General features: G+C 61.7%; 19 protein-coding genes. 7 read left to right on the forward strand and 12 right to left on the reverse strand.

All coding sequences use genetic code 11. From position 1 onward, the window contains the following. Window positions 1-105 precede the first annotated feature (105 nt). Window positions 106-1239 carry a TIGR03364 family FAD-dependent oxidoreductase gene (locus M5G18_RS21785; protein WP_273896156.1) on the forward strand — a complete coding sequence of 378 codons (1134 nt, stop codon included), beginning with the start codon at window positions 106-108 and terminating at the stop codon, window positions 1237-1239. Next, window positions 1239-1799 carry a phosphonate degradation HD-domain oxygenase gene (locus M5G18_RS21790; RefSeq protein ID WP_273896157.1) on the forward strand — a complete coding sequence of 187 codons (561 nt, stop codon included), beginning with the start codon at window positions 1239-1241 and terminating at the stop codon, window positions 1797-1799. The genes M5G18_RS21785 and M5G18_RS21790 overlap by 1 nt, the downstream gene beginning before the upstream one ends. 10 nt (window positions 1800-1809) lie before the next feature. On the opposite strand, the gene M5G18_RS21795 is transcribed toward M5G18_RS21790, so the two are convergent. Further along, window positions 1810-3195 (reverse strand): GTPase/DUF3482 domain-containing protein, encoded by a 1386-nt coding sequence (locus M5G18_RS21795; RefSeq protein WP_273896158.1) that lies wholly within the window; start codon window positions 3193-3195, stop codon window positions 1810-1812. Continuing rightward, a complete protein-coding gene (locus tag M5G18_RS21800; protein ID WP_273896159.1) occupies window positions 3188-4561 on the reverse strand; it encodes a DUF2868 domain-containing protein in 1374 nt (457 codons plus the stop codon). Before M5G18_RS21800 ends, M5G18_RS21795 begins: the two co-directional genes overlap by 8 nt. 85 nt (window positions 4562-4646) lie before the next feature. Here M5G18_RS21800 and M5G18_RS21805 point away from each other — a divergent pair, with 85 nt between their 5' ends. Then, window positions 4647-5159 carry a dihydrofolate reductase gene (locus M5G18_RS21805; protein ID WP_273896160.1) on the forward strand — a complete coding sequence of 171 codons (513 nt, stop codon included), beginning with the start codon at window positions 4647-4649 and terminating at the stop codon, window positions 5157-5159. A 40-nt stretch (window positions 5160-5199) separates the two neighbouring features. Here M5G18_RS21805 and M5G18_RS21810 read toward each other — a convergent pair whose 3' ends face one another. Next, window positions 5200-6591: an L-cystine transporter gene (locus tag M5G18_RS21810; RefSeq protein ID WP_064600151.1), complete on the reverse strand. Its 1392-nt coding sequence runs from the start codon at window positions 6589-6591 to the stop codon at window positions 5200-5202. Between the two features lie 240 nt (window positions 6592-6831). On the opposite strand from M5G18_RS21810, the gene M5G18_RS21815 reads away from it, so the two are divergent. Then, window positions 6832-7893, forward strand: a complete 1062-nt coding sequence (locus M5G18_RS21815) for an HAD family hydrolase (RefSeq protein ID WP_273896161.1) — start codon at window positions 6832-6834, stop codon at window positions 7891-7893. Window positions 7894-7969: 76 nt separating this feature from the next. Here the strand turns inward: M5G18_RS21815 and ilvD are convergent, their stop codons facing one another. The 5 genes from ilvD to M5G18_RS21840 form a co-directional block, all read right to left on the reverse strand. Beyond that, window positions 7970-9811, reverse strand: a complete 1842-nt coding sequence (gene ilvD, locus M5G18_RS21820) for a dihydroxy-acid dehydratase (protein WP_007953430.1) — start codon at window positions 9809-9811, stop codon at window positions 7970-7972. Window positions 9812-10066: 255 nt separating this feature from the next. Next, the gene (locus tag M5G18_RS21825; RefSeq protein ID WP_273896162.1) at window positions 10067-11284 is read right to left on the reverse strand and encodes a multidrug effflux MFS transporter; all 1218 of its coding nucleotides are present in this window, start codon (window positions 11282-11284) and stop codon (window positions 10067-10069) included. Continuing rightward, window positions 11277-12233 (reverse strand): diiron oxygenase, encoded by a 957-nt coding sequence (locus tag M5G18_RS21830; RefSeq protein ID WP_273896163.1) that lies wholly within the window; start codon window positions 12231-12233, stop codon window positions 11277-11279. The genes M5G18_RS21825 and M5G18_RS21830 overlap by 8 nt, the downstream gene beginning before the upstream one ends. Continuing rightward, window positions 12230-13303 carry a SagB family peptide dehydrogenase gene (locus tag M5G18_RS21835; RefSeq protein ID WP_273896164.1) on the reverse strand — a complete coding sequence of 358 codons (1074 nt, stop codon included), beginning with the start codon at window positions 13301-13303 and terminating at the stop codon, window positions 12230-12232. Before M5G18_RS21835 ends, M5G18_RS21830 begins: the two co-directional genes overlap by 4 nt. 446 nt (window positions 13304-13749) lie before the next feature. Continuing rightward, window positions 13750-14946: a class I SAM-dependent rRNA methyltransferase gene (locus M5G18_RS21840; protein WP_273896165.1), complete on the reverse strand. Its 1197-nt coding sequence runs from the start codon at window positions 14944-14946 to the stop codon at window positions 13750-13752. 266 nt (window positions 14947-15212) lie between these two features. On the opposite strand from M5G18_RS21840, the gene M5G18_RS21845 reads away from it, so the two are divergent. From M5G18_RS21845 to M5G18_RS21855, 3 genes are all read left to right on the forward strand, one after another. Continuing rightward, window positions 15213-16025 (forward strand): HDOD domain-containing protein, encoded by an 813-nt coding sequence (locus tag M5G18_RS21845; protein ID WP_164872189.1) that lies wholly within the window; start codon window positions 15213-15215, stop codon window positions 16023-16025. A gap of 28 nt (window positions 16026-16053) precedes the next feature. Further along, window positions 16054-16866, forward strand: coding sequence for a bifunctional DNA-formamidopyrimidine glycosylase/DNA-(apurinic or apyrimidinic site) lyase (gene mutM / locus M5G18_RS21850; RefSeq protein ID WP_007953423.1), 813 nt, complete (start codon window positions 16054-16056; stop codon window positions 16864-16866). A 69-nt stretch (window positions 16867-16935) separates the two neighbouring features. After that, a complete protein-coding gene (locus tag M5G18_RS21855; protein ID WP_273896166.1) occupies window positions 16936-17259 on the forward strand; it encodes a multidrug transporter in 324 nt (107 codons plus the stop codon). Between the two features lie 38 nt (window positions 17260-17297). Here the strand turns inward: M5G18_RS21855 and M5G18_RS21860 are convergent, their stop codons facing one another. From M5G18_RS21860 to M5G18_RS21875, 4 genes are all read right to left on the reverse strand, one after another. Continuing rightward, entirely contained in the window at window positions 17298-17549 is a 252-nt protein-coding gene (locus M5G18_RS21860; RefSeq protein ID WP_003195146.1) for a YfhL family 4Fe-4S dicluster ferredoxin, read from the reverse strand. Window positions 17550-17651: 102 nt separating this feature from the next. Then, window positions 17652-18131 carry a pantetheine-phosphate adenylyltransferase gene (coaD, locus tag M5G18_RS21865; RefSeq protein ID WP_007953414.1) on the reverse strand — a complete coding sequence of 160 codons (480 nt, stop codon included), beginning with the start codon at window positions 18129-18131 and terminating at the stop codon, window positions 17652-17654. Window positions 18132-18246: 115 nt separating this feature from the next. Further along, window positions 18247-19842: a GMC family oxidoreductase gene (locus tag M5G18_RS21870; RefSeq protein ID WP_007953413.1), complete on the reverse strand. Its 1596-nt coding sequence runs from the start codon at window positions 19840-19842 to the stop codon at window positions 18247-18249. Between the two features lie 42 nt (window positions 19843-19884). Then, window positions 19885-20430 (reverse strand): twin-arginine translocation pathway signal protein, encoded by a 546-nt coding sequence (locus tag M5G18_RS21875; protein WP_273896167.1) that lies wholly within the window; start codon window positions 20428-20430, stop codon window positions 19885-19887. Between the last annotated feature and the right edge of the window lie 8 nt (window positions 20431-20438).

Raw genomic sequence — 20438 nt, forward strand, 5'->3', positions numbered from 1 at the left:
CAGCTCCCACAGGTTTGGCGGTGTTCACACAATGTGTGTTTCACACCGGCCAATGTGGGAGCTGGCTTGCCAGCGATGGCGGTCTCGCATTCAGAGCACCTGTAAATGACTCAACACAAAGACCTGCACATCATAGGCGCCGGCATTCTGGGCCTGTCCCACGCCTATGCCGCCGCGCGACGCGGCCTCAAGGTCACGGTTTTCGAACGCACCGCCACGCCCATTGGTGCGTCGGTCCGCAACTTCGGCCAGGCACTGGTCACCGGCCAGCCACCGGGCCCGATGCTGGAACTGGCCAAGGCCAGCCGCGACATCTGGGGCCAGTGGGCACAGCTCGCCGGCCTGCAACTCAAGAGCAACGGCTCGTACCTCTTCGCCCGCACCGAGGCCGAAGAGCACTTGCTCGAAGCCTTCTGCGCCGGACGCGCCGTGGAGCACGACTACCGCGTCGAACTGCTGCGCGGTGCCGCGTTGCGTGATCTGTATGGCGGCCAGTTCAGCCATCACCGCGCCGCGCTGCACGGAATGGACGATCAACAGCTGTATTCCCGGGAAGCGATTCCGGCGCTGATCGAATACCTGCGCCGCGAACTCGACGTCGAGTTTCACGTCTCGACGCTGGTGCGCGACGTCGAGCCTGGGCGCCTGCAAAGCACTGCCGGTATTTTTACCGCCGAGCAGATCATTGTCTGCTCCGGCCACGATTATCAGACCTTGCTGGCCGAGCCGATTGCCGCCCTCGACCCGCAAATCTGCCGCCTGCAAATGCTCCGCGCCCGGCCGAAGATCGACCTGGACTTGCAACACGCCTTGCTCACCGGCCTCAGTTGCGTGCATTACGGCGCCTTCGCCGATCTGCCGGAAGCGGCCGCAGTGCAGGCGCAAATCCTGCGCGAACAACCGCACTTGCAGGAAAACGGTATTCACCTGCTGATCAGCCCGACGCCGTATGGCGAACTGATCATCGGTGATTCGCACCATTACGGCAGCGATCCGTCGCCGTTCAACGCCGAGCAGGTCGACAACTGGATGCTCGAACTGGCCGAACAAACCCTCGGCTGCAAGGTGCAAGTGGTCGAGCGCTGGCAGGGTGTCTATGGTTCCCGGGGGCCGGGGCCGTTTTCGTTCCTGCGTCCGGCGCCGGGGCTGAGCGTGGCGCTGATGCACAGCGGCGTCGGCATGAGCGTCGGCCCGGCCATGGCCGAGCGCAATGTTGCACAGCTTTTTGGAGAGCACTGATGTTGAGTCACGAACAAGTCATCGAGCGGGTGTTCGGCCTCTATGAGCGCTTCGGCGCCAGCGACTACATCGGCGAGCCGGTGTCGCAGATCGAGCACATGTCCCAGGCGGCGCAACTGGCCATCGCCGAAGGCTTCGACGACGAAGTGGTGCTCGCCGCGTTCTTCCACGACATCGGCCACTTGTGTGCCGAAGGCGCGGAAAACATGGGCGGTTACGGCGTGGTCAGCCACGAACGCCTCGGCGCGGACTATTTGCGTGAGGCCGGCTTCAGCGAACGCCTGGCGCGGCTGGTGGAATATCACGTCCAGGCCAAGCGTTATCTGACGCTCAGGGAATCGGGCTATTACGAGCGCTTGAGCGAGGCCAGCCGCCGCACTCTGGAGTATCAGGGCGGGGTGATGACTGAGGCTGAAGCGGATGCGTTCGAGCAGGATCCGTTGTGTGCCGTCAGTCTGAGGATGCGTCAGTGGGATGAGCTGGCGAAGGAGATGGCCGTGCCGGTGATGGATCTTGCCGTTCTCAAGCGCAAGGCTGAAGTTTTGTTGTCGACTGGGTGAGGGCGGGGATTTACAGCTCAAGCACCTTCCCGACCAACAACTCAATCTGCTCCTGCCGCTCAGCCTGATTCAGCTTCGGATGCGGATTCAGCGAAGACCATTGCGGATGCGCCCGCGCCTTGTTCAGCGCCTCCGGCAACTTGCCTTCGCGCCAGGTCTTGTCCTGCGGCGCGGCCACCTGAATGCTGTCCAGCGCCGCATGGCCGCGGGCATTCAGCGCTTGCAGCAGTTGCCGTTGACGCAATGCCAGCAGGCGCAGCACGTTGTCGTCGACCGTCAGCTCTCGCTGCCCTTTGATTTTGCCCAGCAGGCGGTTGCCATAGCTGCGGGCGGTTTGCAGGGCGCCGCCGGCAATGGCACCCGCCAGGGCGGCAGCGCCGAGGGTGATGCCGCCGACCAGCAAATCCACACCTGCACCGGCTGCGGCACCGGCGGCAATTCCGCCGCCGACTCGCACGCCCAGTTGCTTGAGGGTTTCTGGGTTGAACAGGTCATCGCCCCAACGCCCGTCGAGCAACGGCAGATCGCTGGCGGCGGCGTCTTGCGGGCGGAAGGCGTAGAGCTTGAGCAGCGCTTCGACGCAGCGTTGTTCGCGTTGGCGTACGGCTTTGCGCAATTCGCTGATGGCCTGTTGTTCCTGTTCGGCGTTGCTCGCCACACTGCGCCGGCACGCGGCGCAGTCGATCAGCAACTCGGCGATCAGGCGTGCGGCGCTTTGCTCACGGGCGACGCGTTGCGCTTGTTGATCGGCGATCAGACGCTCAAGTTGTGGGCGGGCGTTTTCCAGCAACAGGGCGAGGCTTTCATACAGCCGCCGCTCGCCATCTTCGGGCGGGGCGACGCTGTCGAAACGCACCAGCGCATGCAGGCCCAGACGCGCCAGTGCTTCGCGCCAGTCCGGTTCGCGGTGGTTGGCGCTGCTGACGAAATTCAGCACCGGCAGCAACGGTTTGCCGCAACTGGCCAGCACTTCCAGCTCGTCGCGGTACTTGGCCAGCACCGGTTCGCGGGCGTCGATCACATACAGGCCGGCATCGGAATCGAGCAGTTGCCGTAGGACTTTGGCTTCCTGTTCGAAACGCTGGCGCGCCTCGCTGCCGTCGAGAAATCGCGCCAGCCGTGCCGGGCCGTCGAGGCGTTCGCCGGGGCGTTCCAGACGCTCGAGAAAATCCAGCAGGGCGATGGCGTCTTCCAGGCCGGGCGTGTCATAGAGGTCGAGCAACGGTTCGCCATCCACCGACAGCCGCGCGCCTTCGACATGCCGCGTGGTGCTCGGGCGATGGGAGACTTCGCCGAAACCGACGTCGCGGGTCAGGGTGCGCAACAGCGAAGTCTTGCCGACGTTGGTGTGGCCGACCACCGCCAGTTTCAGCGGCGCTTTCCAGGCATCAGTCATGTCCGTGCTCCAGCCAGTTCAACGGGGCGCAATCGGCGAACGGCAGCTCCAGCTGTTGCAACGCCGCGTGCCAGTCGCCGAGGCGTTCGGCGTCCAGCGCCTGACCTTGCGGCGCCTGCAATAGCCAGACGCGTGTCGCGGCGGCGTTGCGCGCCAGTTCTGCAATCAGCGCCAGGCTGCCGCGATCCGGCGAACGCCGTGGGTCGCAGGCAATCGCGAGGCGCGCCGGCGGGAAGCGGCTGAGTTGTTCGAGCAGTTTGTTGCGCGATTCGCGACTGTCGAGGATGCCAGCGTTGCTGACGTTTTTCGGCAGCGTCGGCGGCCATGGGTGTTGATCGTCGAGTTCGATTGCCACCAGCAACGCGCCTTCGCTGGCGTGTTCGCCGACGCTGCTTTCGACGCGGTGCAATTGCGCAGGCTCAGGGTCGGTGATGCCGAGGCGTTCGCTGGTCGGCATCAGGCGTTCGCGCAGTTGGGCGTAACCGGGCAGGTTGAGGTCCAGACGCAATGCGGCTTTGCCGCTGTTCCAGCGCCAGAAGCAGAACAGCGCCAACAGCAGGCGCGGCAACACGCCGTACACCACCAGCACGCCGACCAGCCAGGTCGCCCAGGCCTGACGGGCGCTTTCGATGTTCAGCGCGGTGTCGCCGCTGGCGCGGATCATGTCCACGGTCGGCACGTTGAAACCCAGTAACGCCGGTAATGCGCCGAGGGCCTGGGTCATGTTGATGAATGTGTCGGCACTGAGAATCGTGGTTTCCCAGACGAAGCCGTAGCGTCGGGTCGCCATCAGTGTCAGCAGCAAAACCAGCGCGCTGAACATCGCCAGCAACCACAGGCCATTGACCAGCGAGCCGAGCGCCCAGCGATTGAGTTTCTGGCGTTGCAGCATCAATAGCAGGGCCGGCGCCAGTTGCGCCGCCTTGGCATCGCGGGCGAGTTTTTCACTGAGCCACAGCCACAAGCGGCCGAGGGTGGCGCCATGTTCGCCAGCGAAGATCAGCCCCAGCGCCCAGCTCAACAGCAAAATCAGATTCAGCCCGAGCAGGCTGCCCAGGGCCCAGAACACATTGACCGGCGTCTGGCCCAGTGCGGCGAAGGCCAGGCCGGCGCCGCTCAACACGGCGAAGATCGCCAGCAGCACCAGCGCCAGACGCGCGCCTTGCAGCCAGTGCTTGAGCGCCGAGGTCAGGCCGTCGCGCTCGGCCAGCCACAGGGCACGGCGTTGAATGCGTCCCGGCAGATCGCCGCCGGCCGCGCGGGCCAGGCGATTGGCTTCCAGATCGTCCAGCGGGCCTGCGTGTTCTTCGCGCAGGCGCACGGTTTCGGTGAGCCAGAGGTTTTGCAGTGAAGTCAGTTCAGTCACGCGGCATCCCGTTGCTTGATTGAGCCGTGAGCATAACCGCTGTGGCGCTTATCGGGGTAAGGGCGGCTCTGGTATCCTCGCCGGCATGACTAAATCACTCCCTCTCAGCCTGATCGCAGCCCTCGGTGAAAACCGCGTGATCGGCGTCGACAACAGCATGCCCTGGCACCTGCCAGGGGACTTCAAATACTTCAAGGCCACGACATTCGGCAAGCCGATCATCATGGGCCGCAAGACCTGGGATTCGCTGGGTCGTCCGTTGCCGGGGCGCTTGAACATCGTGGTCAGCCGCCAGGCCGATCTGGTGCTGGAAGGGGCGGAAGTCTATCCGTCGCTGGAAGCTGCCGTGGTTCGCGCCGAAGAATGGGCGAAAGAGCAGGGCGTCGACGAGTTGATGCTGATTGGCGGGGCGCAATTGTATGCGCAGGGGCTGGCGCAGGCGGATCGTCTGTATCTGACCCGTGTGGCGCTGAGCCCGGAAGGCGATGCGTGGTTTCCGGAGTTCGATGTGAACCAGTGGACACTGGTGTCGGATGTGCCGAATCCGGCTGAAGGCGACAAACCGGCTTACAACTTCGAAGTCTGGGAAAAAGCCTGAATCTGTGGCGAGGGAGCACACTCCCTCGCCACAACGTCAATCAAGCCTGAGCAAGCTCCGCATGCTCATCGGCATCCAGCAGTGCCTTGTCGGTCTGCTGCATCACCTGGCTGGTAATCGCGCCAGCGGTGATCGAACCGCTCACGTTCAGGGCCGTACGACCCATGTCGATCAGCGGCTCGACCGAAATCAGCAACGCCACCAGCGAAACCGGCAAGCCCATGGCCGGCAGCACGATCAGCGCGGCGAAGGTCGCACCGCCACCCACGCCCGCCACACCGGCCGAACTCAGGGTTACGATCGCCACCAGCGTCGCGATCCACAGCGGATCCAGCGGGTTGATGCCCACGGTTGGCGCAACCATTACCGCCAGCATTGCCGGGTACAGACCGGCGCAACCGTTCTGGCCGATGGTCGCACCGAACGAAGCGGCGAAGCTTGCCACCGATTGCGGAATACCCAGACGACGAGTCTGTGCTTCGATGCTCAGCGGAATGCTCGCCGCGCTGGAGCGGCTGGTGAACGCGAAGGTCAGCACCGGCCAGATCTTGCGGAAGAAGCGCAGCGGGTTGATCCCGGCCGCCGACACCAGCAAGCCATGCACCACGAACATCAGGCCCAGACCGAGGTACGACACCACCACAAAACTGCCGAGCTTGATGATGTCCTGCAGGTTGGAACCGGCGACCACTTTGGTCATCAGCGCCAGCACGCCGTACGGGGTCAGCTTCATCACCAGACGCACCAGACGCATTACCCAGGCTTGCAGGGTGTCGATGGCGTTGATCACTTTCTGACCTTTCTCGACGTCATCCTTGAGCAGTTGCAGCGCGGCAACCCCCAGGAACGCAGCGAAAATCACCACGCTGATGATCGAGGTCGGCTTGGCCCGCGCCAGGTCGGCGAACGGGTTTTGCGGGATGAACGACAGCAGCAGTTGCGGCACATTCAGGTCGGCGACCTTGCCGGCGTAGTCGGTCTGAATGGTTTGCAGGCGGGCCATTTCCTGCGTGCCGGCAACCAGACCTTCGGCGGTCAGACCGAACAGGTTGGTCAGGCCGATACCGATCAACGCCGCAATCGCGGTGGTGAACAGCAGCGTGCCGATGGTCAGGAAGCTGATCTTGCCCAGCGATGAGGCGTTGTGCAGACGGGCCACGGCGCTGAGGATCGAGGCGAACACCAGCGGGATCACGATCATTTGCAGCAGTTGCACGTAACCGTTGCCCACCAGATCGAACCAGCCGATCGAGGCTTTCAGCACCGGGTTGCCGGCACCGTAAATCGTGTGCAGCGCGACGCCGAATGCCACGCCCAGCACCAGCGCGAGCAGGACTTTTTTCGCCAGGCTCCACGTGGTGTGACGGGTTTGCGCCAGGCCGAAGAGCAGGGCGAGGAACACCAGCAAGTTGAGAATCAGGGGCAGATTCATGAGGACTCCAGAAAAGACTGTGCCAACAACCTTCCGGGGCTGTTGCGAACCGGTAAGCCTAACAGTTTGATTTCCAATGATTTAATACCGAAATCAAAGGTCGTCCGTCGTTTTTGGAATAAGCGGGTGTCGCTCTCGGGGATGCAGCTGGCGCGAAACGGACGTGGACGGTCGCTGACAGACGGGGACTGTCACATTTATTTGTTAGCGTCGATTTCTTTGACCCAGGGAGAAGCGCCAATGAAGTTTGCACCGAAATTTCTGGCTGTCGCACTGACTGTGGGGATGGGCCTGGCCACTCAGGCATTCGCCACCGACCTGAAACACTGGCCGGTGGATCAGGCCAAGGCGCTGGATGCGATGATCGCCGCCAACGCCAACAAGGGTAACTACGCGGTGTTCGACATGGACAACACCAGTTACCGCTACGACCTCGAAGAGTCGTTGCTGCCGTTCATGGAAAACAAGGGCCTGATCACCCGAGACAAGCTCGACCCCTCCCTGAAACTGATGCCGTTCAAGGACACCGCCGACCACAAGGAAAGCCTGTTCAGCTACTACTACCGCCTCTGCGAAGTCGACGACATGGTCTGCTATCCATGGGTCGCGCAGGTGTTTTCCGGCTTCACCCTCAAGGAACTCAAGGGCTACGTCGATGAGCTGATGGCCTCGGGCAAACCGGTGCCGGCGACTTATTACGAAGGTGACGTGGTCAAGAACCTGGATGTGAATCCGCCGAAGATCTTCACTGGCCAGAAAGAGCTGTACAACAAACTGATGGAGAACGGCATCGAGGTCTACGTGATGACCGCCGCTTCCGAAGAACTGGTGCGAATGGTCGCGGCCGATCCGAAGTACGGCTACAACGTCAAACCGCAGAACGTGATCGGCGTGACCACGTTGCTGAAGAACCGCGAAACCGGCGAGCTGACCACCGCGCGCAAGCAGATCACCGCCGGCAAGTATGACGAGAAAGCCAACCTCGGCCTCGAACTGACCCCGTATCTATGGACTCCGGCGACCTGGATGGCCGGCAAGCACGCGGCAATCCTGACCTACATCGACGAGTGGAAAAAACCGGTACTGGTGGGTGGCGACACGCCGACCAGCGACGGCTACATGCTGTTCCACGATGTGGACGTGGCCAAGGGTGGCATTCACTTGTGGGTCAACCGCAAGGACAAGTACATGACCCAGATCCAGGGCATGATGGCCAAGCACGCGGCGGCCCAGGCGAAAGAAGGCTTGCCGGTGACGGCGGACAAGAACTGGGTGATCGTCAAACCGGAAGAAATCCAGTAATCCTTTCTACGATCAAACTGAAGGCAAAAAAATGCCCCGCACTTGGCGGGGCATTTTTGTTTCTGCGAGTTGACGCTTACAGCCCGTCGAGCATCGCCTTGTTGCGCACGGCACCCTTGTCGGCGCTGGTCGCCAGCAGGGCGTAGGCCTTGAGGGCGGTGGTCACTTTGCGTGGACGCTGTTCGACCGGTTTCCAGCCTTTCTTGTCCTGCTCGACCCGGCGAGCCGCCAGTTCTTCGTCGCTGATCAACAGGTTGATCGAGCGGTTCGGAATGTCGATCAGCACCTTGTCGCCGTCCTGCACCAGACCGATCGCGCCGCCGGCCGCAGCCTCTGGCGAAGCATGGCCGATGGACAGACCGGAAGTGCCGCCGGAGAAACGGCCGTCGGTCAGCAGGGCGCAGGCTTTGCCCAGGCCTTTGGATTTCAGGTACGAGGTCGGGTAGAGCATTTCCTGCATGCCCGGGCCGCCTTTCGGGCCTTCGTAGCGAATGATGACGATGTCGCCTTCCTTCACTTCGTCGGCGAGGATGCCGCGTACGGCGCTGTCCTGGCTTTCGAAGATCTTCGCGTTGCCTTCGAACACGTGGATCGACTCGTCGACGCCGGCGGTTTTCACCACGCAGCCGTCCAGGGCGATGTTGCCGTACAGCACGGCCAGGCCGCCTTCTTTCGAATAGGCGTGTTCGAAGCTGCGGATGCAGCCGTTTTCACGGTCGTCGTCCAGGGTTTCCCAGCGGGTCGACTGGCTGAACGCGGTTTGCGTCGGAATGCCGGCCGGGCCTGCCTTGAAGAAATGGTGCACGGCTTCATCGTCGGTCTGGGTGATGTCCCACTTGGCGATGGCTTCTTCCATGCTGCGGCTGTGCACGGTCGGCAGGTCGGTGTGCAGCAGGCCGCCACGGGCCAGCGAACCGAGAATGCTGAAGATGCCGCCGGCGCGGTGCACGTCTTCCATGTGGTACTTCTGGATGTTCGGCGCGACCTTGCACAGCTGCGGCACAACGCGCGACAGGCGATCGATGTCGCGCAGGTCGAACGCAATCTCGGCTTCCTGGGCCGCGGCCAGCAAGTGCAGGATAGTGTTGGTCGAACCGCCCATGGCGATGTCGAGCATCATCGCGTTCTCGAACGCCTTGAAGTTGGCGATGTTGCGCGGCAGTACCGATTCGTCGTTCTCGCCGTAGTAGCGTTTGCACAGCTCGACAATGGTGCGGCCGGCCTGCAGGAACAGTTGTTCGCGGTCGCTGTGGGTGGCCAGGGTCGAACCGTTGCCCGGCAGTGCGAGGCCCAGGGCTTCGGTCAGGCAGTTCATCGAGTTGGCGGTGAACATGCCGGAGCACGAACCGCAGGTCGGGCAGGCGCTGCGCTCGTACTCGGCAACCTTCTCGTCAGAAGCGCTGGAGTCGGCGGCGATCACCATGGCGTCGACGAGGTCGAGACCGTGGCTGGCCAGTTTGGTCTTGCCGGCTTCCATCGGGCCACCGGAAACGAAGATCACCGGGATGTTCAGGCGCAGTGCGGCCATCAGCATGCCGGGAGTGATCTTGTCGCAGTTCGAGATGCAGACGATGGCGTCGGCGCAGTGGGCGTTGACCATGTACTCGACGGAGTCGGCGATGATCTCGCGGCTCGGCAGCGAATAGAGCATGCCGTCATGGCCCATGGCGATGCCGTCGTCCACGGCGATGGTGTTGAATTCTTTTGCAACGCCGCCAGCGCGTTCGATCTCACGGGCAACCAGTTGACCCAGGTCCTTCAGGTGAACGTGACCCGGTACGAACTGGGTGAAGGAGTTGGCAATGGCGATGATCGGCTTCTTGAAGTCGTCATCTTTCATCCCGGTGGCGCGCCACAGTGCGCGGGCGCCGGCCATGTTGCGGCCGTGGGTGGATGTTTTCGAGCGGTAATCTGGCATGGAGCACTCCGGGCGGCTAATCAGGTATCAAAAGGGAGTGAGCTTCTATTGACGTCTGGAACACTCAGAAATGGCCGTGTGTCCTGATGTTGCCGATGACGTTGCGGGATCGCCGCTGGTCTCAGCCTGAGCTCATAAACCCGCCGGGGATGAATGGCGATGAATCTCGCGATTCTACACCGCTGGCGTCAGGAGGGAATGGCGCAAAGCGTTGTTCCAGTGCTGACGAAGCGTGCGGGATGACGACCGGCAGGATTAATCGCTGTCCGGTTGCCCCACCAGATCGTTGCGCCGACTGATCCGGGCGTTCAACGCCAGTGCCACTCCGCTGAGTATCACGAAGCTGTAGCCCAGTGTGGATTGCAGATTGGTCGGGCTCAGGCTGATCAAGGCACTGATCAAGCCGCCGCAGATGAAAATGATCGTGCTGCCGGCCGAGGCCGAAGTGCCGGCGTTTTCCGGAAACAGACTCATGGCCCGGGACGTGGCCGCCGGCCGGGCAATGGTGGTGCCGGCGGTGCAGATCAGCATCGGGATCAGCACGGTCGCCGGAGCCAGTGCAAAGTTCGACGACAGGTACAGCATGGTCACGCCGGCGAACAGGATCAGGCTCAGGCCGACGACCATCTGCTGGCCGCTGTTGATGCGCCTGCTCAGCACGCTGGCGAGGATCCCCCCGGTGACGTAAGCCGCACCGTAGATCAGCAGGATCAACGAAAACTCGTAAGCGGACAGTTGCAGTCGATCCATGAAGATCAGCGGCGAGATCACGATGAATGAAAAGTGGCAGGCGAAGGCAAACGCTGAAATCAGCCAGTAACCGACGAAGTCGAAATCCCCCAGAACCCGTCGATAGGCCCTGAGGAAGTTCGTACGTGTGCCACTGGCGGTCGGTCGGGTGTTCTCCAGAAACAGCCAGGCCTTGAGCAGCACTGCGGCTGATAATGCGATGAACACCCAGAAGCTGCCGCGCCAGCCCAGCGTCGCCTGAAGAAAGGTGCCGGCCAGCGGCGATATCGAGATGAAAATCCCGCCGGCGGTCACCATCAGGATCCGCAGGCGATCACGTTGCTCGCCTTCAAACAGGTCCTGCACCAGCGCCTGTGACAGCACGAAGCAACCGCACCCCAGCGCCTGCACCACCCGAAAAATCAGAAACAGCGAATAGTCCGAGGTCATCACGCACCCGAGGGCGCCGAGTATGGAAATGCTCATGCCGGCGAGCAGCAGCCCCTTGCGCCCGATCACATCCGACAGCGGCCCGATCAGCAACTGGGCGAAGGCAATCCCGACGGCAAACAGGCTGATCGACAGGGCGATGTCCGCCGGGGTGCGGCGAAAATGTTCGGCCAGTGCCGGGAACGAGGGCAGCAGGACATCCAGTGGAAAGACGCCGAGCAACACCATTGCCAGCAAAAGACTGACAGCCCCGCGCCGCTGTCGTCGGGTCACCACAGATTGTCCGTCATCCATCGATCAGTCCTGCCCTGGCAAATAGTGTCTGGTTTTGAGGTTCGGTAAAAAATCCGGCTTTTTTCAATGCGTTCAATGTAGCGAGGCTGCCAGCACGTGCCCGCCGCCGACTGGCCTGGGTCGTTGTCATCGTGCCGAGAATGTCCATCACCGTGGTGTTTGCAATGCCCGCGCCACAGAGGCTTTCCTGCAGCCAGTGCTCATCCACTTCGAAGAAGATTTCCAGAATGTCGAGCAAGGTCGTCGCGGTGAACGTTCGCTGTCGCGGGTTCAGGTGCAGCCAGAGGTAGTGGAACACCTCGGTGAAATAACGGCTGTGGCGCGCTTCGTCGGTGAGGTGATCGCGCAACATGTCGTTGACCCCGGACACCAGGCTGTCGCGGCAGACATCCAGCAGTTCACGGGCAATGATCGTTTCCGAAACGAAGCCCAGAAGAAAGCACGCCAGCGGCCGTTGCGCCTGCGCGGTGCGCGCAATCAGCAGGTTCATCCGGGTGATTCGTCTGGGCATGACCGGGCGCCCGGAAATGGCGTAGAGGCTGGCAATCTGCTCTGCCACCTGACTGGAAAACAGGGCGTGATAGCCCTCGTCGGTGTAGAGCTGGAGCGCGGCGGTTTTCATCGGCGCAGGCACCGCGACCGGCAGCTCGCCGTGGACGATGGTTTCGACGGCGCGATTGACGATCCGGTGTTCGAGCAACGTGGTGTAGTCGAGAAAATGCACCAGATGCCGGGCCGTAAGCCGATGCAGCATCGAACGGCCCGCTGCTTCAATAGACGGGTGGGCGAGATAGGGCAGGAACGCCGGCGGAAACCAGTGCCGGGTCTCCAGTTGTTCCTGCACGTTTTCCGGCAAGCGGTAATCGTGGGGGCTGGTGCGAACCGAGGCGCGGGTGTTCCAGTCACTCAGCGTGAACTGAAAGACCGGTGCCGGGGCGAGGGCGCTCATGGTTGTGCCTCACGCAGCAGCTCGCGCATTTCCTGACACATCGCCTGACCGTCGCTTTCCCCGCAACCGACAAAGAACAAGGGTTGTTCCGCACTGTTCTCGAGTTGCAGCAACGTTTCGACCTGATCATCGGAAAACGCGCCCGTGAGCCAGGTGTTCATGCCCAGCGCTGTAGCCACCAGTTGAAACGTCTGCGAAAGGTGCCCGGCTTCGACGAACGCCATTCGATAGGCGCGCGAGTGCGGGTATTTCCACCAGAGCCGGTCGAAGCGGGCGGTGATGAACAGCCCCAATGGCAGGTTATTGATGAAATGCTGGCCCCCCAACAGATTGCCGGGCGCGGTGTCGGGCAAAGGGTTGATGAAGCTCAGGGCGTGTTCGGCGGGGTGGTAGGCATAAACCCCAGGCGCCAGTCCGTCGACGTTCTGTACAAACACGAACCCGGCACAGGCATTGAGACCGCCGCCGGAAGGGCTGCTGCGCCGCGCGCCCAGTCCTTCGGCGATGCTGTCGTCGCAGTCGGTTTCGCGTTCTCCCAGGTAACCGAGTGACAGGTAAAGCAAGGTGCCGACATCGTCCAGCGACACGGCGGCACCGGTGAAGGATCGGCAGGTCTTTCGCCGGATCAGTGAATTCGACAGGCTGTCGTCATTCAGTGCCAGCGGCTCGGGCAGGGCGATGAGTGCGTTCGGACGGGTATTCACAGGGATGTCGTACGGCGGTGGAGTGGCAAGCACTGTGTTGCAGTGTTCGAGGTACTGCCTGGACCATTCCTGAATGTTTCGGGGCGTGTGTTCGCAAGGAATATCCCGAGTCCCGATATGGTAGATCATGGACAGTTCATCCCAGCCCCAGACTGGTGCCGAGATTTTTGAAGAAGTCAGTATTCCGGCATTTAATAACTGTGTGTCTATTATATTGCTGTCGTCGTATAAGTCAGGGTCGTGGACAAGTTGCGCCAGTCGGGAAGAGTATTCAAGATCAAGTTCATGTTGAGTATGGTCTTTGTAGTTCCAGACTATCTGGCCGGGCGTTCGTGGCAGTATGAATAAATAAGGATTTATATGCATGTTGGGGCACGCTGCTCTGGATAAGTGCTTTGTCAGAGGCGCTGGGTAGCCGGCTATACCCAGCGCCCACCTTACTTAACGGGCTTTAGGTGCGACCAGAAAAGCCAGGTTTGCGAGGGTGCGGGATTCCAGAGTAATTGCTTTCATGATTGAACTCCTTGTTCGTTGTTGCTTCGTGGTTAGTTGGTGTCACCTCCGTGGTGACGACTTAATAATAGTTTGTAATGGATTAATCGCAAGCAAATATTAAGTAGGAATAATCCAGTAATTTTGTCGGAGTGATCTTTGGCTGGAAGTGAGTGTGTAAGTTAAATTTCAGTAAATAAAGTATTCGCGGAAATATCCTGCACGTCGGCAGGACGATAAATGTAGGAACGCAAAGTTAAAGACAAAAAGAAGGGGAGCCCATGGGCTCCCCTTTCGATAGCGTCATTGCCGTGCGTCTGTCAGCTGTTCGGCAGCAGGCGGCAGGTGATGCTCTTGATGTAGCGGGTTTCCGGGATGGCCGGGTGTACCGGGTGATCCGGGCCCTGACCGCCGCGCTCCAGCAGCTGGATGTTGCGGTCCAGGTGACGGGCGCTGGTCAGCAGGATGTTCTGCAGATCGTCTTCCGGCAGGTGCATCGAGCACGAAGCGCTGAACAGGATGCCATCCTTGGTGAGCAGGCGCATGGCTTGCTCGTTCAGGCGACGGTAGGCGCCTTCACCGTTTTTCAGGTCTTTCTTGCGCTTGATGAACGCAGGCGGGTCGGCAACGATCACGTCGAAGCGCTCTTCGCTGGCCTTGAGTTCCTTCAGGGCTTCGAACACGTCGCCTTCGATGCAGGTCATCTTGTCGGCGAAACCGTTGAGTGCGGCATTGCGCTCAACGCCGTCGAGGGCGAAGCCCGAGGCGTCGACGCAGAACACTTCGCTGGCGCCGAATGCGGCGGCTTGCACGCCCCAGCCACCGATGTAGCTGTACAGGTCCAGCACGCGTTTGCCCTTGGCGTAAGGGGCCAGGCGCGCACGGTTCATGCGGTGGTCGTAGAACCAGCCGGTTTTCTGGCCCTGAATCACCGGGGCTTCGAATTTCACGCCGTTCTCTTCCAGCGCCACCCACTCCGGCACCACGCCGAACACGGTTTCGGTGTAACGCTCGAGGCCTTCGGCATCGCGCGCGGCGGAGTCGTTCTTGAACAGGATGCCGCTTGGCTTGAGCACTTGGGTCAGCGCCGCGATCACGTCATCTTTATGGGCTTCCATGGTCGCCGAGGCGAGCTGGACCACAAGGATGTCGCCGAAACGGTCGACCACCAGACCCGGCAGCAGGTCGGAATCGCCGTAGACCAGACGATAGAACGGTTTGTCGAACAGGCGCTCGCGCAGCGACAGGGCCACGTTCAAGCGATGCACCAGCAGCGACTTGTCCAGCGGCAGCTTGATGTCGCGCGACAGCAGGCGCGCGCAGATCAGGTTGTTCGGGCTCATGGCGACGATGCCCAGCGGCTTGCCGCCGGTGGCTTCGAGGATCGCCTGGTCGCCGGCCTTGAAGCCGTGCAACGGGGTGGCGGCCACGTCGATTTCGTTGCTGTAGACCCACAGGTGACCGGCGCGCAGGCGACGGTCGGCGTTGGCTTTGAGGCGCAAGCTAGGCAGGGACATGACGTCGCTCCGGAAAAAAGAGCGGGAGTATACCGTGTTGCGCTGCATGCGGGTTCGACGCTGGACACGCGGCGCGTCAGCCCGGCCTGCAAATGAATGAAGGCAGAATTGGCCAGATGGTCTTGAATGAAAGTTTCCGCCGATCTGCCCCCGATGTGTCGTCCGTCGGTTTTTAGAGGTTAGAATCGCCGCCTGTCCCAGAGTGTGTACTTATGTCCCAAGAGCTGACCACCGAACAGATTCAACAGTCCCTGCAAGGCATCAGTGTGCCCGCGCAGCCGCAGATCATGGTGGATCTGCAAATGGAGCAATACATGCCCGACCCGGACCTGGAGACGATCGCCAAGCTGATCTCCCAGGATCCCGGCCTGTCCGGCTCGCTGCTGAAAATCGTCAACTCGCCGTATTACGGCCTGAGCAACAAGATCACTTCGATCAAGCGCGCGGTGAACCTGCTGGGCAGCCGTTCGATCGTCAATCTGATCAACGCGATGTCGATCAAGGGCGAGATGAACGACGACACCATCGTCACCCTCAACCGTTTCTGGGATACCGCCCAGGACGTGGCCATGACCTGCCTGACCCTGGCCAAGCGCGTCGGCACCGAGGCCAGCGACGAGGCTTATGCCTTGGGGCTGTTCCACGACTGCGGCGTGCCGCTGATGCTTCAGCGTTTCCCGGACTACATGACGACGCTCGAAAAGGCCTACGCCAACGCGAGTGCCGAGCGCCGGGTCGTGGACACCGAGAACGATGTCTACAACACCAACCACTCGGTGGTCGGTTATTACACCGCCAAGTCCTGGCGCCTGCCGGAACACGTCAGCGCGGCCATCGCCAACCACCACAATGCCTTGGCGATCTTCAGCGACGAGACTTCGCGCAACACTCAGATGAAAAACCTGCTGGCGATCCTGAAAATGGCCGAGCACATCTGCGCGTCGTACCGGGTGCTGGGCAACCAGACCGAAGACTTCGAATGGCAGGCGGTCGGGCCGCTGGTGCTTGAGTACATCGGCCTTTCGGATTACGACTTCGAAACGTTGAAGCAGACCATCCGCGAACTTGGCGCGCACTGATTCAAGAAGCTAATGATTCGAGGAACTCATGCCTGAATTGCCGGAAGTCGAAACCACCCGCCGCGGTATTGCCCCGCACCTGGAAGGGCAGCGCGTCAGCCGGGTGATCGTGCGGGACCGGCGGCTGCGTTGGCCGATTCCCGAAGACCTCGATGTGCGCCTGTCCGGGCAACGAATCGTGCTGGTCGAGCGGCGTGCCAAGTATCTGCTGATCAACGCCGAAGTCGGCACGCTGATCAGCCACTTGGGCATGTCGGGCAACCTGCGGCTGGTTGAGGTCGGGATGCCGGCGGCCAAGCATGAGCATGTCGATATCGAACTGGAGTCGGGCCTGGCCCTGCGTTACACCGATCCTCGGCGTTTCGGGGCGATGCTCTGGAGCACCGACCCGCTCAATCACGAGTTGCTGATCCGTTTGGGCCCGGAGCCGTTGACCGATCTGTTCGATGGCGAGCGGTTGTATCAGCTGTCACGCGGGCGTTCGATGGCGGTCAAGCCGTTCATCATGGACAACGCGGTGGTGGTGGGGGTCGGCAATATCTACGCGACCGAAGCACTGTTCGCCGCCGGTATCGATCCGCGCCGTGAAGCCAAGGGCATTTCCCGGGCGCGTTATCTGAAGTTGGCGATCGAGATCAAACGTATCCTCGCTGCGGCCATCGAGCGTGGCGGCACCACGTTGCGTGATTTCATCGGTGGCGACGGGCAGCCGGGGTATTTCCAGCAGGAACTGTTTGTCTATGGTCGTGGCGGCGAGCACTGCAAGGTCTGCGGCACGGGCCTGCGGGAAATGAAGCTCGGCCAGCGCGCCAGCGTCTGGTGTCCGCGCTGCCAAAGCTGAGCAAAGCGTCCGAAAAAGTCCTACGGTCTATAGTGAGTTGTCTTACTGTTCAGCCCGAAGGATCGTGCCATGAAGTCCTTGCAATCCCTCATCGTCGCCCTGCTGCTGTGCTTCAGCCTGACCGTTCAGGCCACGGAAGGCGGCAGCGGTGACCCTCGTTACGCTATCCAGAATCCACCGGCCTACGCCATGCTCGGCGATCTGCTGATTGCCCGACCATTGCTGGTCGTGGCGACGGTGATCGGTGCCGGGGCGTTCGTCGTGTCGTTGCCGTTCACCGTGCTGGGTGGCGGAATTGGCGATGCGGGAGAGGCGTTGGTGGTGGCGCCGGCGAAAGCGGCGTTCGTGCGTTGTCTGGGCTGCACCGGGGAGGGATTCGAGCAGCGTGAATGACGCGATCGCAGCCGGGAGCTGCGATCGGATTCAGTGGCTCAAGCCTTGCCGGTGATCTTGCGGTATTTCTCCATCAACTGTTCTTCAGTCTCCGGGTGGGCTTCGTCCAGTGGAATGCAATCCACCGGGCAGACCTGCTGGCACTGCGGCTCGTCGTAGTGGCCGACGCACTGGGTGCACAGGTTCGGGTCGATCACGTAGATCTCTTCGCCTTGGGAAATGGCGGCGTTCGGGCACTCGGGTTCGCAGACGTCGCAGTTGATGCAATCGTCGGTGATGATCAGGGACATGCTAACTCCAGCCGGGGCGGGGAGCCCGGGCGCTATGAATCAATGCGCGCAATTGTGCCGCATTGGCGCCCGTAGTGCACGCGGGCGCCGTTTGAACGGTCGTTACTTCTTGAAGCGCAGGGTCAGGGCTTCGGCCACCGCCGGGTGGACGAACTTGCTGATATCGCCGCCCAGGGCCGCGATTTCCCGCACCAGGGTCGAGGAAATGAACGAATAACGCTCGGACGGGGTGAGAAACAGGCTCTCCACATCCGGGGCCAGCTGGCGGTTCATGTTGGCCAGCTGGAATTCGTACTCGAAGTCCGACACCGCGCGCAGGCCACGCAGGAACACGTTGGCGTTCTGCTCTTTGGCGAAATGCGCCAGCAGCGTCGAGAAGCCGACCACTTCCACGTTCGGCAGGTGTTTGGTGACCTCGCGGGCCAGCTCGACCCGTTGTTCCAGCGGGAACAGCGGATTCTTCTTGGGGCTGGCGGCGACGGCGATGATCACATGGTCGAACAGGCGCGAGGCGCGTTCGACCAGATCGCCATGGCCCTTGGTAATAGGGTCGAAGGTACCTGGGTACAACACTCGGTTCATCGCGTCGTCCTGGCGGGAATCCGTTGGGGAGTCGGATGGTATCGCAGCCGTCCCGGTCGGGAAAGTCGCCTGTTGGGTAAGAAAGCACTATAGACGATCGCAATTTTCGTCTTTTTCACGGGTTTCTCAACCGTTCGCCGAGGGATGTAGCCAGTTGCGCCGTCAGACCGTACACCGACAGCTGCGGGTTGGCGCCGATGCTGGTGGGGAACAGCGAACCGTCATGGATCGACAGATTGCTCAGTTGATGATGGCGGCCGAGGCTGTCGGTGACGGCGGTTTTCGGGTCCTCGCCCATCGCGCAGCCGCCCATGACGTGAGCGCTGCCCAGGCGGGTGCGGTACAGCTCCAGACTCAGGCTGTCGATCAACGAGCGGGCCTCGGCCAGGCTGTTCACGTAGCGCGCATCCGCGTGCATCGGCATCACCGCTTTGGCGCCGCCGGCGAACTGGATCTCGGCCATGCTGTGGAATGACCGGCGTAATCCTTCCCAGGTGTAAGGCGACACCTGATAGTCGAGCACTGGCGAGCCGTCACCGCGCAATTCGACGCTGCCGCCCTGGCTGTCCGGGTGAAAACCGTCGCGCAGCAGGGCGAGCATCGCGTGGGTGTGCGGCAGGTCCGCCATGTGTTGCGCGCTTTCCTGACCAAAGCCACCGAGCAACGTGGCGGCCAGTGCGGGGTGCAGCGGCGGCACTTCGAGTTTGTAGGCCATCGGGCCGGTGGTGCCGTCCTTCCACTGGAAATGGTCCGAGTAGATCGACTGTGGCGCGCCGTAGAACGGGTTGATGACCTCGTCGAAACGCCCGGCGGACATGTTAACCAGATGCAGGAAAGTACGCTTGCCCAGCCGTTTGTGCGGATCCGGTGCATCCGAACGCATCAGCAGCGCCGGGCTGTTGATCCCGCCGCCGGCCAGCACGTAATGTCGCGCCTTGACCGTAATGGTGCGTCCAGTCGGCTCGACGCAGCGTTCGTCCATCGCCACGCATTGCAGGCCGGTGACCTTGTCGCCGCTGATCAAAAGCTTTTCGGCCCGGGCCAGATAGAGCAGTTCGCCGCCCTTTTCCAGGGTTGCCGGAATGGTCGTGACCATCATCGATTGCTTGGCGTTGGTCGGGCAGCCCATGCCGCAGTAGCCGAGGTTCCAGCAGCCGCGCACGTTGCGCGGGATCACGTGCCAGCTGTAGCCGAGTTGTTCGCAGCCTTTGCGGATCACGTCGTTGTTGGCATTGGGCGGCACCATCCACGGGGCGACGCCGAGGCGCTGCTCCATTTTTTCGAACCACGGCGCCATGTCGGCGGGGCTGTGGCCTTTGACGTTGTGTTCTTTGGCCCAGTGTTCGAGGGTCGGTTCGGGCGTGCGAAAACTCGATGTCCAGTTGATCAGCGTGGTGCCGCCGACCGCGCGGCCCTGAAGGATGGTGATCGCGCCATCCTTGCTCATGCGGCCGATGCCTTCCTGATAGAGGCTGCTGTAGGCCTGGTCTTCCAGCAGTTTGAAATCGCTGCTGGTCTTGAGCGGGCCTTCTTCGATCAGCAGCACTTTGTAGCCGGCGGCGCTGAGGATTTCCGCCGTGGTGCCGCCACCGGCGCCGCTGCCGATGATGGCGACATCGGCTTCCAGGGTCAGGTCATCGGTGAGTTGCGCGCCGTTGTAGGTTTTCCAGCCACGGGCAAGGCCTTCGCGAAACGGGTCGGGTACGGGCATCGATCAGGTTCTCTTATTATTGTTTTGCGTGGGTCGCCAGGCTCAAACGGCGGGCGGGCCGGGGTAACCGCAATGGGCCCAGGATTCGGCGCGGGTGTACCAGGCCATCATCACCATTTGCAGCAACGAGCTGTGGCCCATGCGCAGCAAGCTCAGCGAGCTGTTTTCCCAACGTTCGAGGAAGTGACGGATCGCCTCGGCGCTGGCGTTTTCCCAACTGCCCCAGATTCCGGTCAATGGCCCGCGTGTCACGGCCATGCCCAGCACATCGAACAGTTGCCGGGTGAGCTTGAGCATTTCCGGCGACAAGTGATCGAGGCTGTAATCCAGCGACTTCAGGGTGCCATCGACAGCGGCGGGCAGCTTTTCCACAGCAACGGCGCCCTCCAGCATCACTGGAATCAGCGCGCGCAGAAACAGCAGGTCGCCGCTGCGCAACGTGGCGAATCCGTTGGCTGAAACGCTCGACGAACAGCCGCTAAGGCTGGCACCAAGGCCGGCGGTGGCGAGAAAAGCCGTGGCGCCCAGGCTGAATTTCAGCAGGCCACGGCGCGACAGGGCAGGTGTTTCGGTCAGGCTTGGGTGCATTGTTGTTA

It is taken from the genome of Pseudomonas aphyarum (assembly GCF_028657055.1).
Taxonomy (GTDB): domain Bacteria; phylum Pseudomonadota; class Gammaproteobacteria; order Pseudomonadales; family Pseudomonadaceae; genus Aquipseudomonas; species Aquipseudomonas aphyarum.

Excerpts from the sequence above, each read along its gene's own strand:
- M5G18_RS21785 (WP_273896156.1), top strand. The coding sequence starts at position 106 with ATGACTCAACACAAAGACCTGCACATCATAGGCGCCGGCATTCTGGGC.
- M5G18_RS21790 (WP_273896157.1), top strand. The coding sequence starts at position 1,239 with ATGTTGAGTCACGAACAAGTCATCGAGCGGGTGTTCGGCCTCTATGAG.
- M5G18_RS21795 (WP_273896158.1), bottom strand. The coding sequence starts at position 3,195 with ATGACTGATGCCTGGAAAGCGCCGCTGAAACTGGCGGTGGTCGGCCAC.
- M5G18_RS21805 (WP_273896160.1), top strand. The coding sequence starts at position 4,647 with ATGACTAAATCACTCCCTCTCAGCCTGATCGCAGCCCTCGGTGAAAAC.
- M5G18_RS21810 (WP_064600151.1), bottom strand. The coding sequence starts at position 6,591 with ATGAATCTGCCCCTGATTCTCAACTTGCTGGTGTTCCTCGCCCTGCTC.
- M5G18_RS21815 (WP_273896161.1), top strand. The coding sequence starts at position 6,832 with ATGAAGTTTGCACCGAAATTTCTGGCTGTCGCACTGACTGTGGGGATG.
- ilvD (WP_007953430.1), bottom strand. The coding sequence starts at position 9,811 with ATGCCAGATTACCGCTCGAAAACATCCACCCACGGCCGCAACATGGCC.
- M5G18_RS21825 (WP_273896162.1), bottom strand. The coding sequence starts at position 11,284 with ATGGATGACGGACAATCTGTGGTGACCCGACGACAGCGGCGCGGGGCT.
- M5G18_RS21830 (WP_273896163.1), bottom strand. The coding sequence starts at position 12,233 with ATGAGCGCCCTCGCCCCGGCACCGGTCTTTCAGTTCACGCTGAGTGAC.
- M5G18_RS21835 (WP_273896164.1), bottom strand. The coding sequence starts at position 13,303 with ATGCATATAAATCCTTATTTATTCATACTGCCACGAACGCCCGGCCAG.
- M5G18_RS21840 (WP_273896165.1), bottom strand. The coding sequence starts at position 14,946 with ATGTCCCTGCCTAGCTTGCGCCTCAAAGCCAACGCCGACCGTCGCCTG.
- mutM (WP_007953423.1), top strand. The coding sequence starts at position 16,054 with ATGCCTGAATTGCCGGAAGTCGAAACCACCCGCCGCGGTATTGCCCCG.
- M5G18_RS21855 (WP_273896166.1), top strand. The coding sequence starts at position 16,936 with ATGAAGTCCTTGCAATCCCTCATCGTCGCCCTGCTGCTGTGCTTCAGC.
- M5G18_RS21860 (WP_003195146.1), bottom strand. The coding sequence starts at position 17,549 with ATGTCCCTGATCATCACCGACGATTGCATCAACTGCGACGTCTGCGAA.
- coaD (WP_007953414.1), bottom strand. The coding sequence starts at position 18,131 with ATGAACCGAGTGTTGTACCCAGGTACCTTCGACCCTATTACCAAGGGC.
- M5G18_RS21870 (WP_007953413.1), bottom strand. The coding sequence starts at position 19,842 with ATGCCCGTACCCGACCCGTTTCGCGAAGGCCTTGCCCGTGGCTGGAAA.
- M5G18_RS21875 (WP_273896167.1), bottom strand. The coding sequence starts at position 20,430 with ATGCACCCAAGCCTGACCGAAACACCTGCCCTGTCGCGCCGTGGCCTG.